The 15722-nt window shown below is 73.5% G+C and carries 10 protein-coding genes; 6 read left to right on the forward strand and 4 right to left on the reverse strand.

What is annotated here, in order from left to right; all coding sequences use genetic code 11:
• Positions 1–20 precede the first annotated feature (20 nt).
• The 6 genes from D7294_RS18580 (at position 21) to D7294_RS18605 (ending at position 9285) form a co-directional block, all read left to right on the forward strand.
• Positions 21–896: a hypothetical protein gene (locus D7294_RS18580; RefSeq protein ID WP_120681162.1), complete on the forward strand. Its 876-nt coding sequence runs from the start codon at positions 21–23 to the stop codon at positions 894–896.
• 263 nt (positions 897–1159) lie between these two features.
• Positions 1160–2017, forward strand: coding sequence for a lysozyme (locus D7294_RS18585; protein WP_120681164.1), 858 nt, complete (start codon positions 1160–1162; stop codon positions 2015–2017).
• A gap of 200 nt (positions 2018–2217) precedes the next feature.
• Entirely contained in the window at positions 2218–3027 is an 810-nt protein-coding gene (locus tag D7294_RS18590) for a spermidine synthase family protein (protein ID WP_120681320.1), read from the forward strand.
• A 116-nt stretch (positions 3028–3143) separates the two neighbouring features.
• A complete protein-coding gene (locus D7294_RS18595; protein ID WP_241562457.1) occupies positions 3144–4028 on the forward strand; it encodes a response regulator transcription factor in 885 nt (294 codons plus the stop codon).
• Positions 4029–4086: 58 nt separating this feature from the next.
• A complete protein-coding gene (locus tag D7294_RS18600) occupies positions 4087–5151 on the forward strand; it encodes a HAMP domain-containing sensor histidine kinase (RefSeq protein WP_120681322.1) in 1065 nt (354 codons plus the stop codon).
• A 336-nt stretch (positions 5152–5487) separates the two neighbouring features.
• The gene (locus tag D7294_RS18605) at positions 5488–9285 is read left to right on the forward strand and encodes a multifunctional oxoglutarate decarboxylase/oxoglutarate dehydrogenase thiamine pyrophosphate-binding subunit/dihydrolipoyllysine-residue succinyltransferase subunit (protein WP_120681166.1); all 3798 of its coding nucleotides are present in this window, start codon (positions 5488–5490) and stop codon (positions 9283–9285) included.
• Positions 9286–9423: 138 nt separating this feature from the next.
• Here D7294_RS18605 and fxsT read toward each other — a convergent pair whose 3' ends face one another.
• The 4 genes from fxsT to D7294_RS18625 all read right to left on the reverse strand — a co-directional run bounded on the left by fxsT (position 9424) and on the right by D7294_RS18625 (position 15542).
• On the reverse strand, positions 9424–12414 hold the full coding sequence (gene fxsT / locus D7294_RS18610) for an FxSxx-COOH system tetratricopeptide repeat protein (RefSeq protein ID WP_120681168.1): 2991 nt from the start codon (positions 12412–12414) through the stop codon (positions 9424–9426).
• 122 nt (positions 12415–12536) lie between these two features.
• Positions 12537–13922, reverse strand: a complete 1386-nt coding sequence (locus D7294_RS18615; protein WP_120681170.1) for an aKG-HExxH-type peptide beta-hydroxylase — start codon at positions 13920–13922, stop codon at positions 12537–12539.
• Entirely contained in the window at positions 13919–15091 is a 1173-nt protein-coding gene (locus D7294_RS18620; protein WP_120681172.1) for an FxsB family cyclophane-forming radical SAM/SPASM peptide maturase, read from the reverse strand. Before D7294_RS18620 ends, D7294_RS18615 begins: the two co-directional genes overlap by 4 nt.
• A 214-nt stretch (positions 15092–15305) precedes the next feature.
• Entirely contained in the window at positions 15306–15542 is a 237-nt protein-coding gene (locus D7294_RS18625; RefSeq protein WP_241562458.1) for an FXSXX-COOH protein, read from the reverse strand.
• Positions 15543–15722: the final 180 nt, after the last annotated feature.

Raw genomic sequence — 15722 nt, forward strand, 5'->3', positions numbered from 1 at the left:
CCTACGGCAGACTGATCGCCATGCGCATCCAGGCGGCCACGGAGCCGGGCGACCCGAAGCGGCACAACGAGGACTACGCCGCCTACACCGCCTACACCGCCTACACCGCCTACGCCGCGGCGGCGTTGCCCGCCCCGGGGTGGGGCGGGGCGCTCGTGGTGCTCGACGGGGTGACGGGGCCGATGGGCCCCGACGGCTGCCGCCACGGCGTCGCCTGGTTCGCCGGCCGGCTCGGCGGCGCCCTGCTCGAACTCGCCGGCTCCCGCCGGGAGTCGTCACTGGAAGACTGCCTGGCCGAGGCCATCTCCCGTACGGCGGACGCCCATCGCGACACCTGTGACCTTTCTCACCCGCGCACGCCGCAGGCCACGGCGGCGCTCGCGCGCTGGGACCAGGAGCGGGTCGAGTACCTGGTGCTCTGCGACTCGGTGCTGCTGCTCGACGAGGCCGGGCCCGCGGGCGAGGGCGCGCCGGGGGGCGGGGAGCGCGCCGGCGGGCGGGTGCGGGCGGTGCTCGACACCAGGCTGGGCGACCTGCGCCCGGCCGCGCGCCGGCTGCCGCGCGGGGAGCGGGCGGCGTTCGTGGAGGGGCTGCGCAACGCGCCCGGCGGCTTCTGGACGGCCGCCGCCGACCCCTCGGTCGCCCGGCGGGCGGTGACGGGCTCCCTGGCGCGCGGGCGCGTGCGCGGCCTCGCCGCGCTCACGGACGGGCTCGGGCGCTGGGTGGAGACCTTCGGGATCGGCGACTGGCCCGACCTCTACGCCCTGCTGGCCGAACGCGGCCCGGATGCCGCGATCGACGAGGTGCGGGCGGCGGAGGCGGCGGACCCGCTGGGGGCGGCCTTCCCCAGGGCCAAGACACACGACGATGCCTCGGTGGTCATCGCCGAGCTCTGAGCGATCATGGGTAAAACGTATCCACCCACTGATCCCACGTTTTCCCGCTCGCACCCGGCCCGACTTCCCGCTCGCGCCCGGCCCGACGTGAACGCCCCCGCCCGTTCGATCAACCCCGTTCGTCCAGCGCACCGGCCCAGACCGGCGGCGTGAGGTGATCGCCCCTTCGCCGCCCCCGGCCGCGCACCGTCCTTTTGGCATGGCCATACCATGCCGACGAGCCGGTCTCGTTCCCCCACACCAAGGTCTCCGAAAGGCAGCACATGCCCATGCACGGAACCGGTACGACCAGCATCCGGCGCAGGTTCCCCACCCTGATCGGGGTCGCCGCAGCGGCGCTCGGGCTGCTCCTCGCCTCCCCCGGCGCCGCCACCGCGGACGGCACGACGCCCCTGGGAAGCCACCCCGCCATCGGCTCGGCCTCCATGGGCTCGACCATCCGGGAGCACGAGGGCGCGGGCGACTACTCCCGCGCCCCCTCGGCCTCCCCCCTGGCCTCCGTCGAGGGCGTGGACGTCTCCAGCCACCAGGGCAACGTCGCCTGGTCCACCCTCAGGAACGGCGGCGTCAGGTTCGCCTACGTCAAGGCCACCGAGGGCACCACCTACAAGAACCCCTACTTCACCCAGCAGTACAACGGCTCCTACGACGCCGGCATGCTGCGCGGCTCGTACCACTTCGCGCTGCCCGACGTCTCCGGCGGCGCCACCCAGGCGACCTACTTCGCCACGGGAGGCGGCGGCTGGTCGGGCGACGGCAAGACGCTGCCCGGCGTGCTCGACATCGAGTACAACCCCTACGGCTCCACCTGCTACGGCCTGAGCCAGAGCGCGATGGTCGACTGGATCAGGGACTTCACCACCACCTACCGGGAGCTGACCGGCCGCGACGCGGTGATCTACACCTCGACGGCCTGGTGGACCCAGTGCACCGGCAACTACGGCGGCTTCGCCTCGACCAACCCGCTGTGGGTGGCCAGATACGCCTCCTCCTCCGGCACCCTCCCGGCGGGCTGGGAGTTCTACACCTTCTGGCAGTACACCTCAAGCGGCAAGACGGTCGGCGACCACGACCTCTTCAACGGCGCGATGGACCGGCTCCAGGCCCTCGCCGACGGCTGAGCCCGCGGGACCCGGCGCAGCCCCGGGCCCGCCCGCGGCGCGCGTGCCCCCGCGCGCGGCCACGGGCGGGCCCGCGGGGGCCCGCCCGCCGATGCGCGAAGATGGCGGGCATGGCTTCCACCGCTCCCGGCTCCCCGCAGCACCCGGCCCCGCCGGCACCGAACACCCCGGAGCGCGGCGGCGCCCCCGGCCTGCCCGGCATCCCGGGCCCCCACGGCGAGGAGGGCCCGGTGGTCCTCGACCGCAGGCAGGGCCCGTACGGCGAGGTGGTCCTGCGCCGCCACGGGCGGCTGCTGCAGATCATCGCCAACGGCTGTTTCCTCATGGACACCTCGGACGGGCGCTCGGAACGCCTCCTGGTCAGCGCCGCCCTGGACACCCTCCTCGCCCACGGCGGCCCAGCCGGTCCGGTCGAATCCGCCGGCCCCCTCGCCCCCGCCGGTCCCACGGGTCGCACCGGCCCCACCGGCCCCGCCCCAGGGGAGGCCGAGGCGGCGGAACGCCGCGCCCCCACCCTGCTGATCGGCGGCCTCGGCGTGGGCTTCTCGCTGGCCGAGGCCGCCGCCGAGCCCCGCTGGGGCCGGATCGACGTCGTGGAGCGCGAGCCGGCCGTCCTCGACTGGCACCGCGCCGGCCCGCTCGCCGAGGTGAGCGCGGGCGCGCTGGCCGACCCCCGCGTCCGGCTGATCGAGGCCGACCTGCTCGCCACCCTGCGCACGGCCGGCCGCCGTTACGACGCCCTGTGCCTTGACATCGACAACGGCCCCGACTGGCAGGTGACTTCGGACAACGAGGACCTCTACTCCCCCGCGGGTCTGGCCGCCTGCCGTGCCGCGCTCGCCGACGGGGGCGTGCTGGCCGTCTGGTCGGCGCGCCCCTCGGAGGAGTTCGTGAAGAATCTCCACAAAGCCGGATTCACGGGAGTTCACACCAGAGAGGTGCCGGTCGCCCGGGGCGTTCCCGACGTGCTGTTTCTCGCCAGCCACCATCTCGCCAGGCAGACCGCGTAGCCGGGGCCTTCACTTCGGCTCTACGCTGCTTCTCAAGTGCTCATCAGCACATTCACGCATTCGACAGCCAGCCTCCAGCCGACTGGCGCTCAAGGACACCACCCGGGGCGGGACAGATGAATCACACCGACACCAGGACACCGCCGATGGACCGGAACCACCAGGAGAAAGTCCCCACTCCGAACGGCCAGCCCGAGTCCGCCGCGCACCATGCCGGGCAGGAGCGGGCCGCCCATCACACCACCGCCACAGCCGCCACACCCGGAGCACAGCGCCGCGTGCTCGTCGTGGAGGACGACCCGACGATCGTCGAGGCGATCGCCGCCAGGCTGCGCGCCGAGGGTTTCCTCGTGCAGACGGCGGCCGACGGCCCCGCCGCCGTGGAGACCGCCGCGGCCTGGCACCCCGACCTGCTGATCCTCGACGTCATGCTGCCGGGCTTCGACGGCCTCGAGGTCTGCCGCCGGGTCCAGGCCCAGCGGCCGGTCCCGGTGCTGATGCTCACCGCGCGCGACGACGAGACGGACATGCTGGTCGGGCTCGGCGTGGGCGCCGACGACTACATGACCAAGCCGTTCTCCATGCGGGAGCTGGTCGCCCGCTCCCACGTGCTGCTGCGCCGCATCGAGCGCGCCGCGGTCGCCGCCACCACGCCGCGCCCCGGCAGCGTGCGCCTCGGCGACCTGGAGATCGACCGGACCCAGCGGCGGGTGCGCGCCGCGGGCAAGGACATCCACCTGACGCCCACCGAGTTCGACCTGCTGATGTGCCTGGCCCGCTCGCCCCGCGCGGTGCTCACCCGCGAGCAACTGCTCGCCGAGGTCTGGGACTGGGCCGACGCCTCGGGCACCAGGACCGTGGACAGCCACGTGAAGGCGCTGCGCCGGAAGATCGGCGCCGAGCGCATCCGCACGGTGCACGGCGTCGGGTACGCGCTGGAGACCCCGCCCGGCTTCGCCGGCGAGCCCGCCGTCCGGGGTCAGGGCGCCGGCGAGGTCTGACCGCGTGCTGGAAGTGGTCCGGCATCGGCTGGAGCGGGCCCGGGGCGTCGTCTCGCGGATGCTGCGCCCGCTCGACCCGATGCGTTCGGTCAAGGCCGCGCTCGGCTGGCTGGTGATCATCTCCGTGACGATCACCACGCTGCTCATCCTGATGGCCTACCGTTCCGACATCGAGCTCCAGGTGATCGCGATCATCGCGATCATCGCCTCGCTGCTGGTCACCCAGTTCGTCGCGCACAGCCTGGCCGCCCCCGTGCTGGAGATGACCTCCGCGGCCCGGGCCATGGCCCGCGGCGACTACGGGCGGCGCGTGCACGTGGCGCGGCGGGACGAGCTGGGCGACCTGGCGTACGCCTTCAACCGCATGGCGGCCGACCTCCAGGCCGTCGACCGGCACCGCAAGGAGCTGGTCGCCAACGTCTCACACGAGCTGCGCACCCCGATCGCGGGGCTGCGTGCCGTGCTGGAGAACGTGGTGGACGGCGTCTCCGAGGCCGACCCGCAGACGATGGCGACCGCCCTGCGCCAGACGGAGCGCCTCGGCCGCCTGGTCGAACAATTGCTCGATCTCTCCCGGCTGGAGAACGGCGTGGTGCCGCTCAAGCCGCGCGCCTTCGCGGTGGAGCCCTACCTCTCGGCGGTGCTCAGCGACGCCTCGATGCGCGGCAAGGGGCACGCCAGGACGGACGTGCGGCTGCGGCTCGACGTCAGCCCGGGCACCCTGCGGGCGCACGCCGACCCGGAGCGCCTGGACCAGGTGGTGACGAACCTGGTGGACAACGCCGTCAAGCACAGCCCGCGCAACGGGCAGGTGACGGTGGTGGCGCGGCCCGGGCAGCCGAGCGGCGGGCTGATCCTGGAGGTGCTCGACGAGGGCCCCGGCATCCCGCCGGGCCAGCGCGAGCTGGTGTTCGAGCGCTTCGGGCGCGGGACGATCGACGGCGCGACCCCGCGGGACGGCGGCACCGGGCTCGGCCTCGCCATCGCCCGCTGGGCGGTGGATCTGCACGGCGGCACGATCGGGGTGGCCGAGTCCCGCCGTGGCTGCCGCATCCGCCTCACCCTGCCGGGGCAGGCGGGGCAGGCGGGCGCCGGCCGGGCGAGCACGCGGGCGGGAGCCTGAGGCGCGGGCCGCGGGGGTGGGCGCCCGAGGCGCGGCTCACGCGGCTCACGCGGCTCACGCGGCTCGGGCGGCTCGCGCGGTCTGGCGGCACCGCCCGGCGCACCCGGCGCACCCGGCCCACGGCACAAAGGGTGCGGAAGCGGTCCGATATTGCCATTCCGTTGCCGTTTCGCGCCTAACTCGGTGCAGTTCCCGGCCTCTTCGGGCCTGAAACCATTCGCGGAATGTGGTGTAGGCCACGTATGGGGGCTGAGGACTGCGCCTGACCGTCAGGGGGGCGTAGCCTTGATTTCCGCTGTCCATTACCTTGCGAAGCGGAAGAGGGCGGTTGCCGCCGTGTCGCCACAGTCTCAAAAGACCTCCAGCGTCGAACCCGGCCAAGGAGCGGAGAAGAATCCTGCCGCCGGTTTCGGCGCCAACGAGTGGCTTGTCGACGAGATCTACCAGCAGTACCTCCAGGACCCGAATTCCGTCGACCGGGCCTGGTGGGATTTCTTCGCGGACTACAAGCCGGGAGGGGACGGCTCAGCGCAGGCCGAGGCCCCTCGGGCGGCCGTAGGCGCCCCCGCGGCGCCCGCCGCCCCCGCCGCCGCGGCGCAGCCCGCGGCGCCCGCCCCGGCCCCGGCCCGCGAGAAGCCCGCCGCGGCCCCGCCGGGACCGCAGCAGGCCCCCGCCCGGGCCGCCGCGCCGGCTCCCGCCCCCGCGCCCGCCCCGGCCGCCGCGCAGCCCGCCCAGCCGGTTGCGAAGGCAAAGTCGGCCGGCGCCGACGGCGCCCAGGCCGCCGCCGCGGAGGGTCCCGAGCTGGTCACGCTCCGTGGCCCGGCCGCGGCCGTCGCGAAGAACATGAACGCCTCGCGCGAGCTGCCGACCGCCACCTCGGTGCGCGCGGTGCCGGTCAAGCTGCTGTTCGACAACCGCATCGTCATCAACAACCACCTCAAGCGCGCCCGCGGCGGCAAGGTCTCCTTCACCCACCTCATCGGCTACGCGATGGTGCAGGCCCTGGCGGCCATGCCCTCGATGAACCACTCGTTCACCGAGAAGGACGGCAAGCCGACCCTGGTCAAGCCCGAGCACGTCAACCTGGGCCTGGCCATCGACCTGGTCAAGAAGAACGGCGAGCGGCAGCTGGTGGTCCCGGCCATCAAGAAGGCCGAGACGCTCAGCTTCTTCGAGTTCTGGCAGGCCTACGAGGACATCGTCCGCCGTGCCCGCTCCGGCAAGCTGACGATGGACGACTACGCGGGCGTCACCGCCTCGCTGACCAACCCGGGCGGCATCGGCACCGTCCACTCGATGCCCCGGCTGATGCCGGGCCAGGGCGTCATCCTGGCGGTCGGCGCCATGGAGTACCCGGCGGAGTTCCAGGGCACCTCGCAGGAGACCCTCAACCGCCTGGGCATCTCCAAGGTCATGACCCTGACCAGCACCTACGACCACCGGGTCATCCAGGGCGCCGCCTCGGGCGAGTTCCTGCGGGCGATCAGCCAGCTCCTGCTCGGCGAGCACGGCTTCTACGACGACATCTTCGAGGCCCTGCGCATCCCCTACGAGCCGATCCGCTGGCACGTGGACATCGACGTCAACCACGACGACGAAGTCACCAAGGCCGCCCGGGTGTTCGACCTGATCCACGCCTACCGGGTGCGCGGTCACCTGATGGCGGACACCGACCCGCTGGAGTACAAGCAGCGCAAGCACCCCGACCTGGACATCACCGAGCACGGCCTCACCCTGTGGGACCTGGAGCGGGAGTTCGCGGTCGGCGGCTTCGCCGGCAAGGCGATGCTGAAGCTGCGCGACATCCTCGGCGTCCTGCGCGACTCGTACTGCCGCACCACCGGCATCGAGTACATGCACATCCAGGACCCCAAGGAGCGGACCTGGATCCAGGACCGGGTGGAGCGCCCGCACACCCCGCCCGAGCGCGAGGAGCAGCTGCGCATCCTGCGCCGGCTGAACGCGTCGGAGGCGTTCGAGACCTTCCTCCAGACCAAGTACGTCGGCCAGAAGCGCTTCTCGCTCGAGGGCGGCGAGACCGTCATCCCGCTGCTCGACTCGGTGCTCGACGAGGCCGCGGCCGACAAGCTGGACGAGGTCGTCATCGGCATGGCGCACCGCGGCCGGCTGAACGTGCTCGCCAACGTCGTCGGCAAGTCCTACGCGCAGATCTTCCGCGAGTTCGAGGGCAACCTCGACCCCAAGTCGATGCACGGCTCGGGCGACGTGAAGTACCACCTGGGCACGCAGGGCACCTTCACCGGCCTCTCGGGCGAGACGATCAAGGTCTCGCTCACGGCCAACCCCTCGCACCTGGAGGCCGTCGACCCGATCGTCGAGGGCGTCGCCCGGGCCAAGCAGGACGTCATCGGACGCGGCGGCAAGGACTTCACCGTCCTGCCCATCCTCATCCACGGCGACGCTGCCTTCGCCGGGCAGGGCGTCGTGGCCGAGACGCTCAACATGTCGCAGCTGCGCGGCTACCGCACCGGCGGCACCGTGCACATCGTCATCAACAACCAGGTGGGCTACACCGCCACCCCGGCCTCCGCCCGCTCCTCCACGTACTGCACCGACGTGGCGCGGATGATCGAGGCCCCGATCTTCCACGTCAACGGCGACGACCCCGAGGCCGTCTGCCGGGTCGGCCGCCTCGCCTTCGAGTACCGGCAGGCGTTCAACAAGGACGTGGTGATCGACCTCGTCTGCTACCGCCGCCGCGGCCACAACGAGGGCGACAACCCCTCCTTCACCCAGCCGCTGATGTACGACCTGATCGACAAGAAGCGCTCGGTGCGCAAGCTCTACACCGAGTCGCTGATCGGGCGCGGCGACATCACGCTGGAGGAGGCCGAGCAGGCGCTCCAGGACTTCCAGGGCCAGCTGGAAAAGGTCTTCAAGGAGGTCAGGGAGGCCACCGGCAGCCCGGCGCCCGCCGAGGTCCCCGCGCCCCAGCCGGAGTTCCCGGTGGCGGTGGAGACCGGCGTCAGCCAGGAGGTCGTCAAGCGGATCGCCGAGTCGCAGGTCAACATCCCCGACCGGATCACCGTCCACCCGCGGCTGCTGCCGCAGCTCCAGCGCCGGGCGGCGATGGTCGAGGAGGGCACCATCGACTGGGCCATGGGCGAACTGCTCGCCATCGGCTCGCTGTTGATGGAGGGCACCCCGGTCCGGCTCGCCGGGCAGGACTCCCGGCGCGGCACCTTCGGCCAGCGGCACGCGGTGCTGATCGACCGGAAGACCGCCGAGGACTACACCCCGCTGCTCTACCTGACCGAGGACCAGGCCAGGTTCAACGTCTACGACTCGCTGCTGAGCGAGTACGCGGCGATGGGCTTCGAGTACGGCTACTCGCTGGCCAGGCCGGAGGCGCTGGTGATGTGGGAGGCGCAGTTCGGCGACTTCGCCAACGGCGCGGCCACCGTCATCGACGAGTTCATCTCCTCGGCCGAGCAGAAGTGGGGCCAGACCTCGGGCGTCACGCTGCTGCTGCCGCACGGCTACGAGGGCCAGGGTCCCGACCACTCCTCGGCCAGGATCGAGCGCTACCTCCAGCTCTGCGCGCAGAACAACATGACGGTCGCGGCCCCGACCCTGCCGTCGAACTACTTCCACCTGCTGCGCTGGCAGGTCCACAACCCGCACCACAAGCCGCTGATCGTCTTCACGCCGAAGTGGATGCTGCGGCTGAAGGCGGCCACCTCCACGGCCGAGGAGTTCACCCGCGGCGGGTTCCGGCCGGTGATCGGCGACGACACGGTGGACGCGGCCCAGGTGCGGAAGGTCGTCTTCACCACGGGCAAGGTGCACTACGAGCTGGCCGCCGAGCGCGAGAAGCTCGGGATCACCGACGTGGCGCTGGTCCGCCTTGAGCGGCTGTACCCGCTGCCGGTGGACGAGATCCAGGCGGTGCTCGCCACCTACCGCAACGCCCAGATGTACGTGTGGGCCCAGGAGGAGCCCGCCAACCAGGGCGCATGGCCGTTCATCGCGCTCAACCTCCCGCAGCACCTGGAGCGTCCCGAGCTGCTGCGGCAGGTCACCAGGCCCGCCTCCTCCTCGCCGGCCGTCGGCTCGGCCAAGCGCCACCAGGCCGAGCAGCAGGCCCTGCTCGACGAGGTGTTCGCCCTCTAGGGGACACGCCCCGGCGGGCCCGGCGAAGTCGACGGGCCCGGCACACCCCGGCACAGGGGCCGGGCCGCACCGCGGAAACGGTGCGGCCCGGCCCCTTGCGCCTGTGTGGGACCGGCCGCGGGACCCGGGCCGGGCGCCTCAGATGGGCAGCGGCTCGAAGTCCCAGTAGGGCCTGACCCGGGCGCGGGCGCTGATGGTGTGCGCGTGCTGCGAGCCAAGGCTGGAGATCAGGCCGGACAGCGCCTCCTCCTCCACCTTGTCGGCCTCCCGCCGCCTGCGCAGCCCGCGCAGGTCGGTGGCCAGCGCCACCTGGCTGGAGAGGTAGAGCGGATGGGTGCGGCCCAGCACGGCCCCGGCCCGGCGCACCGTCTCCCGGCTCAGCTCCGCCGCGCCCTCCACGTCCCCCTCCAGGTTGCGGCCCGCGGCGGCGTTCAGCGCGACGCCCAGCGTCCAGGGGTGGTCGAGGCCGAGCGCGGCCGACATGTCCGCCAGGCACTCCTCGGTGAGCATGTGGGACTGCTGCCGCTCGCCGATGGCCCGCAACACCAGCGCGTGGTTGACCGTGGTGCCGATCGTGTAGGGGTGGCGGGCGCCGAGGGCCTCCGCGTAGTGCTTCGTGGTGCGCTCGCCGATCTCCCTGGCGAGGTCCAGGTTTCCGCGGGCACGCTGGGTGAAGGAGTAGCTGGTGGCGATGATCAGGGTCAGCGGCGAGGCGTCGCCCAGGACCTGCTCCGCGCGTTCCAGGAGCCGCGCCAGCCGGGCGCCCGCCTCCTCCCGGTCGCCGGAACGCAGCACGCACAACGCGTGGTTGAGCTCGGCGGTGAGGGTCTGCGGGTTGTTCTCACCCATCAGGTTCCGGTGGACCTCCACGCTCTGCTCCAGGACCGACTGGGCCTCCGCGTAGCGGCCGAGGAGCCGCAGGTCCCAGGCGTACATGATCTCCGAGTACAGGGACCAGTTGTGCCGGGAGCCGAGCAACTCGCGGCGGGCCTGGAGGTTGGCCCGGTCGGACTCCAGCGCCTCCCGGTACCTGCCGAGCATGCGCAGGGAATCGGCCGCGTTGTGCCGGGCGTTGAGCGTCCTGGGGTCCAGCTCGCCGACCAGCTGCCGGTAGTCCGCGAGCACCTGCTCGCTCACCTGCAGCGCCTCGTCGTACTTGGCCAGGCCGCGCAGGTCGGCCCCGAGGCCCTCCTCGGCGCGCAGCACGGTGAGGTCGCGGGGCCCGCGGTGCGCGCTGAGGTGCTCGATGACGGCGCGGTCGATCCGTTCGGTGCGCGCGTAGTCGCCGGTGGCGCGCAGCATCGTGGCGTACTGCGAGTTGAGATCCCACACCAGCGGGTGGTCCTCGCCATAGACCTCCTTCCAGGCCCGCTCGGTGCGCTCGGCGAGCTGGATGCCGAGGGTGTACTCGCCCGCGAGGAACAGGTAGTTGAGGCAGTTGAAGATCAGCCGGTGCATGTCGGCGTGCCGGCTGTGCAGGGCGCCGGATGCCTCCAGGTGCGGCACGATCTTTTCGAACCTGGACCACCTGCGGGTGTCGGCGGCGCGCTGCGGGTCGGCCGCGGACAGGGCGCGGCGCACCGCGCGGGAGTAGGTCTCGCGGTCCTCCTCGCTCATCCCGGCCCGCACCGTCTGGTGCACCATGCGGTGCAGGTGGATGGTGCCGGCCTCGGGGTCGGCCTCCTGCTCGGGGCTGCCCCAGCGGATCACCGAGTACTGGATCAGCTTGTTGATCGCCGTGTTCCAGCGCAGCGGGTCCTCCATGAGGCCCGACAGCGGCTCGGGCAGGTCGGCCTGCGGAATGCCGCGCACCAGCTGGACGGGGATGGCGCCCGGCGCGAAATGGGCGCACAGGCGCAGCAGGTCGACCGACTCGGGCACGGTCTCGCGCAGCCGGTTCAGCAGTATGGAGAAGGCGGTGTAGTACGTCATCGGGAAGTCGGCCGCCACCCGCAGGCCCGACTCCAGGTCGGAGCCGCTGTTGAGCAGGTCGACGTACTCGGCGACGGACATCGCCGAGTCGTTCAGCCAGCCCGCGGTCTGGTCCAGGGCCAGCGGGAGGTCCCCCAGGGCCGCGCTGAGCAGGTCGGCCTCGGCCGGGGTGATGCGGGGGGCGCGGCGCCTGACGAAGGCGACGGACTCGTCCCGGTCGTAGGTGGGCACCGGGTGGAGGACCGTGTTGTGCTCCTCCCACTGGCGGTTCTGCGAGGTGATGATGACGTGGCCCGGGCCGCTGGGCACCAGGTCGGAGATGGGCTCGGGGTCGTCGGCGCCGTCGAGCACCACCAGCCAGCGGGCGTACGGGGTGCCGCGGCGCAGCGCGGTGCCCACGGCACGCAGCCGCTCGCCGTACTCGGGGCCGGTGGTGAGGCCGAGGGCGGGGGCCAGCTCGGCGAGCCGCTGACGCAGCGTGCCGCGCTGGTCGGCGGGGACCCACCACACCAGGTCGTACTCCGTGCTGAACCGGTGGGCGTACTCGGCGGCGATCTGCGTCTTGCCCACCCCGGACATGCCCCACAGGGTGACGACCCCGGCGCCCGGCTCGGCCCGCTGGAGGGTGTCGTAGATGGTCTGCATGGTGTCCTCGCGGCCGGTGAAGCGCACATTGCGCCGCGGGACCCCGCCCCAGACGTGGGGCTGGTCATAGGGGAAGCGGGGTCCCGGCCTGCCGCCGAGCGTGCTGTCGGCAGGGCCCGGGGCGGGGCCGAGCAGCCGCACGACGCGACGCTCGGCCTCCCGGACGCCGGTGCCCCACAGCTCGACCACGCCACCGAAGGCGCTCGCGGCGCCGGGCAGCGGCTGCGTGGCCACCGAGACCGCGGCGAAGCGGTGCACGTGCGGCACGACGATGGACCTGACGGCCGACTCCCACTCCTCGTCGGTGCGCGGGCCGAGCTTGAAGTACCAGTCGCTGAGCACCACGAGCACGCGGCCCTGGACGCGCAGCAGGTCGCCAAGGGCCACGTCGAGGGGGATCTCCACCGGCGGGTTCCAGCGCTGGTAGGCGACCTCCCAGCCGTTGCGCTCCAGGCAGTCGCCGATCCACACGGCCCAGGCCCGGTTGAACCCGGCGTAGCTGATGGTGACCCGCTCGGCCGCCGCCGGTGCGGAACTCTCCTCTGCGGTCATCCGTGTCTCCCTCGTGCTCCCCGGGCGCCTGTCCTTCGCGGGGCCGGCCCGCCCGCTCCCGCGCGACGGCCCGTCAGCTCCCCCTGCCTGGAACATACACCGCGCGTACGACAGGTAACCGTTCAGCGGCCATGTCGGCGCAGCCAGAGCGTGCGCGCGGTCTCCACGTACGCCGCCGCGCGCACCGCGTGCCCCGCGGGCGGCGGCGCCTGGCGCAGCTCCTCGTGGCGCTCCGCGATGGCCTGGACGAACAGCCGTCCGGCGTCGGTGAGTCGGCGGGCGCCGCGCAGCACCGGCAGCACGGCGGCGACCTGGGCGTGGGTGCGGGCGTGCGCCGCCCAGGCGTGGTCGCGCTCCGCCGGGTCGTCGAGGGCCAGGGCGAGGTGCTGCCAGAACGCGGCCAGCGCCAGGTGCGCGTAAGTGCCCTGGAGCAGCCCGTCGAAGGGGCGCGGGTCGGGCCGCCAGGGCGCCCAGTGGCGGCATTCCGGCCCGGCCGTGTGCAGCGGCATCAGGTCGCCGAGCGCGGAGAGCTTGGCGTGCTGGAGCTCGTGCGCGAGCCCGGCCGCGAGGTGGGCGGGCGAGGGCGGCGGGCTGGCCACGACGGCGCCGAACGCCCGCGCGCTGGTGCCGCTGTAGTGGCTCGCCCCGTCCGCGGCGGCGGCGTGCGGGATGGGCACCAGGCAGTCGAGCAGGGCGAGTTCGGCCGACCTGGCGGGTCCGCCCAGGCTGAGCAGCGGCAGGGCCTCGCGCCACAGCCGCTCCCACTGCGCGCGCTCCTCCGGCCGCAGCGCCCCGGGTCCCGCCTGCTCGGCGGCCCCGGCCCGGTGCACGAAGCGGCTGGGGTCGAGGTCGTCGAGGAGGACGAGGCGGGGCCCGCCGTCGAGGGTGTGCAGCGGCAGCCAGCCGGGGTCCGCGGAACGCCAGCTCCCCGCCTCGTCGAGGTGCACCTCGGTCGCGGCCAGGCCGGCGGGGCGGATGCGCAGCCGGCCGGGCTCGCCTGCGAGTTCGACGCCGTGGCCCTCGGGCGCCGCGCAGCGCAGGGCGCCGAGGGTGGGCAGGTGCACGCGCCCGTCGTGGACGGTCAGCCGGGTGCGGAAGCCGAGACCCGAGCGGGCCGCCGCGGCGGCGGCCAGCGAGCCGAGGTGCGCGATGTCGCGGCGCACGTCCCAGGCCGCCTCCTCGCCGGCCCGCTCGCCCTGCGCCGGGTGGCCCCCGTCGAGCCCCTGCACGCAGCGCTCGGCCCAGGGGCCGGTCAGCGAGTAGAACAGGACCTGGCGGGCGGTCTCCGGGGCGGTCTGCTCGACCTCCTGGAGCAGGTCGGCGTGCTCGGCGGCGAGCGCGGCGGCCGGGTCCCGCGGGGTGCCCGCGGCGTCGAGGGCGTCGAGGAGGACGCGCAGCAGCAGCATGCGGCGGGTGTGCTGGCCCGCGGTCAGCGCGGCCAGGGTCTCCGGGTCGCCCTCGGCGCGGCCGAGTTCGCGCACCCGCTCCGGGGCGAGGGTGGCGTTCACCGGGCCACCGCCCGGCGCAGGGCGTCCGCGACGTGCCGGATGAGGCGCTGCTGGTCGGCGCAGTAGACGGTGGGGTTGCGAAAGCCGGAGCCGCGCCGGTAGCGGTGGGCGTAGTGGCCGCCGCCGCACACGTCCACCAGGGCGCAGCGCCGGCACTCGGCGGACAGGGCGGCCAGGCCGTGCTGGCGGGCGGCGACGCCGGGGTGGTCCAGGGCCTCGTCGAAGGCGTTGCGGAAGACGTCGAGTCCGGTGGCGGCGGCGCCCTCGTAGGCGCTCTTGAGGGAGTCGACCTGCTCGATGCCGCCGTCGGTCTCCACCACGACGGCGGGGAAGGGGACGAGGCCGAGGTGCTCGGTGCCGCCCGGCAGGCCGAGGAGCAGGGCGATGCACTCCTGGAAGGTCCGCACCCGCAGGCGGCGGCGGTCGGCGGCCCACCACAGGTCGAACACGGCGCACAGCCAGTCGCCGTAGGGGGCGGGCCGGTGCGGGCGCGCGGGCAGCCCGGCGGGCGGGCGGCTCCAGTTGCCGTGCGGCAGGAGGAAGTCCACGGCGGGCGGGCCGAGTTCGAGTATCGACCGGTAGACCTCGGCCGGGTCGGTGGCCAGGTCGACGACGCACAGCGCGCCGGCGTACGAGGCGCGGTGCCGCTCCGTGGCCAGCAGCCCGGCGGCGCGCCTGATGGCGGGCCAGGCGGGGCGGCCGGCGTGGTCCACGCGCTGCCCGTTGTGGTGGGCCAGGCCGCCGTCGAGGCTGAGGCCGACGGTGATGCGGTGGGCGGCGAGCACGGCCAGCTTCTCCTCGGTGAGGAGCACGCCGTTGGTCTGCACGGAGGCGTGCACGGTGCAGCCTGCGGGCGCCTCGCGCCTGACCTCGTCCACGAAGCCGCCGAGCACCGCGGGGTCGGTCAGCAGGGGTTCGCCGCCGTGGAGCACGACGGACACGGCGGGCAGCCGGTGGGCGGCGGCGTGCTCGCCGATGCGCCTGGCGATCTGCCGCAGGGTGGCCGGCGAGGCGGCGACGGGCTGCGCGCGCCAGCCCTGGTCGGCGCCGAAGTACATGTAGCAGTAGCGGCAGGCGAGGTTGCAGCGGCTGTTGACCTTGACGACGAACTGCCGGAAGGGCACGGCCCGCGGCCGGTCCTCGGCTGCGGCCTGGGTCGGGTCCGCCATTCCTCGCACGCTACGGGTGTCCCTCGGCTCCTGGATTCGTCCGTCCGGAAGTCTTCCGGCGGGCGAACCGTGTAAACGGCATGCGTCAACTCCTGTCCATTTAAGGGCAGCAATGGGCCGAAAGCCATCGAGAGGTGAAGATCGATTCCCGGGGCGGCGGCCCCCGGCGGGGCCCGTGTCCCCGGCCCGGCCCGGCGCCGGCGACCCGGGGCGGCTACGACGGGAGCGAGGAGGAGCTGAACTGGCTGAACTGGTTGAAGCCTCCCCACAACCCTTCCCCGTCGCTCACCCGCTGCCGCAGCTCGTCGAGGACCTCGCTGAGCACGGGGTGGTCGAGCCTGCGCAGCTCGGTCAGGCTCAGGCCGAGCAGGTCGGGCAGGGGCTCCTCGGTGCGCACGGCCGCGCCCGCGTCGGCGGCCCGGGCGGCCGCGTCCGGTGAGTGGGTCGTCATCGGGACTCCTTCCTGGGTACCCAGGCTTCGGCCCGGGGAGGAAACGAGGCTTCCTGCGGAGCAGGGCGGGGAAAGCGGAATCGCCGCCGGGGCGACTCCGCGTCCACCCGCGCCGGCCGACACCGCCGCCCCGCAGGGGACCGAGTCCCCCTCCTACGGGAAGGGAGAAAGGCGAGCCTC

Source organism: Streptomyces hoynatensis (assembly GCF_003626535.1).
Taxonomy (GTDB): domain Bacteria; phylum Actinomycetota; class Actinomycetes; order Streptomycetales; family Streptomycetaceae; genus Streptomyces; species Streptomyces hoynatensis.